The following is a 1446-nucleotide window of genomic DNA, read 5'->3' as shown; positions in this document are numbered from 1 at the left end:
TTCGCGGATGCCTGCGCAGCAGATACGTGTCCATGATCCAGCCCTTGCGCTCCCGCGCCTGTGCGCGCACGCGCTCGATCTCCTGCGCGGTCTCGGCGAGGGGTCCGGAGACGAGGATCTCGTCCGGTGTGCCGATGTACGCGCCCCAGTAGATGTCGATGTCCTGGTCGGTGTACTGCCGGAAGGTCTGGTGGGCGTCGAGCATCACCACCACGTCGTCGACCCCCTCCGGGAACCCTTCCGCAAGCCGGCGACCCGTGGTGATCTGCACCGGCCGGGCCACCCGGTTGAGCCCCGTGCGGTGCTTGGCGACGAGCGCCGAGACACTGCTGATGCCGGGCACGACGTCGTACGAGAACGTGACCTCGCCCCGGTCCAGGATCTCCTGAAGGATGCCGAGCGTGCTGTCGTACAGCGCGGGATCGCCCCACACCAGGAACGCGCCGGTCTCGTCCTCTCCCAGCTCCTCGACGAGGAGCCGCTCGTAGATCCCGGCACGCGCCGAACGCCAGTCGCCGACGGCGGGGAAGTAGGCATCGCCTGCCGCGGACCGGTCGCGCTCCGGATCGCGAGCCTCGACCAGGCGGTACGTCCCCTCCGGCACATGTGCCTCGAGAATGTCACGGCGCAGCTGGACCAGGTCCGACTTCAACTCACCCTTGTCGAGGATGAAGAACACGTCCGTGCTCCTCAGCGCCCTGACCGCCTGCAGGGTCAGCTGGTCGGGGTCGCCCGCCCCGATGCCGATGACAGAGATCTTTCGCACCCCCCGAGTCTGCCGTACGCCGTCGAAGGCCTGCCGAACGGCCCCGTCACGCCCCCCTACGGCTGCCGGCCCCGCAGCCGGGGGGCCCAGGTCCGTGCGTCCACCTTGGCCGTGCCCCGCTCGACCACTGTGGCCAACTCCCGTGCCCAGGAGATGAGTTCGGCCAGTGCCATGCCGTGCGGTCGGCCCTGTCCCGACTGTGCCGCCCACTCCTCCACGGCCGCCGCTCCGCGCCGCAGCAGCCGGGAGCCACCGGTCGCGTTGCCGCGGGCCGCGTGCGTGAGCCCGACCGCCAGCTGGGCGAGCCCGCGCCACAGGGTCCGCTCCCGCTCGGGCCCCGACTTCCAGGCGTCCTCGAAGACCTCGTGGGCGTGGAACGGCTTCCCGGCGTCCAGGAGGGCCTGGGCTTCGGCGACGCTGTCGTCCGGGGTCCGTACGACTCCCTCCGGCTGGCGCGCGACCCCCTGAGTGCCGTACGGCAGAGGCCGCCCGAGTCCGTCCCGCGGCCGGGCGCTGCGGGCCCGCCCCTCCGCGTCCCGGTCGCGCCCTCGGCCTGCCCGGGCTTCCGATGCGTCACTCATACCCCGATTGTCCCGCATCTCCCGGCCCCTTCGGGGCAGTACCTGCTGTGGGGTAAAGTTCTGTCCGCGCGATCACGCGGGCCACCGCGGGAGGCGCAC

General features: G+C 71.7%; 2 protein-coding genes. Both read right to left on the bottom strand.

Annotated features, from left to right (window positions below; genetic code table 11):
• The coding region (cobF, locus tag VXC91_RS45550; protein WP_329513204.1) for a precorrin-6A synthase (deacetylating) at positions 1 to 766 on the bottom strand (766 nt) is incomplete at its 3' end.
• A gap of 56 nt (positions 767 to 822) precedes the next feature.
• Complete coding sequence (locus VXC91_RS45545) at positions 823 to 1347, bottom strand: DUF309 domain-containing protein (RefSeq protein ID WP_329513203.1); 525 nt, start codon at positions 1345 to 1347, stop codon at positions 823 to 825.
• Positions 1348 to 1446 lie beyond the last annotated feature (99 nt).

Source organism: Streptomyces chiangmaiensis (genome assembly GCF_036281785.1).
Classification (GTDB): Bacteria; Actinomycetota; Actinomycetes; order Streptomycetales; family Streptomycetaceae; genus Streptomyces; species Streptomyces chiangmaiensis.
This window is presented reverse-complemented; position numbering and strand designations above follow the sequence as displayed.

Coding starts and splice junctions, on each gene's coding strand:
- VXC91_RS45545 (WP_329513203.1), bottom strand. CDS start 1,347: ATGAGTGACGCATCGGAAGCCCGGGCAGGCCGAGGGCGCGACCGGGAC.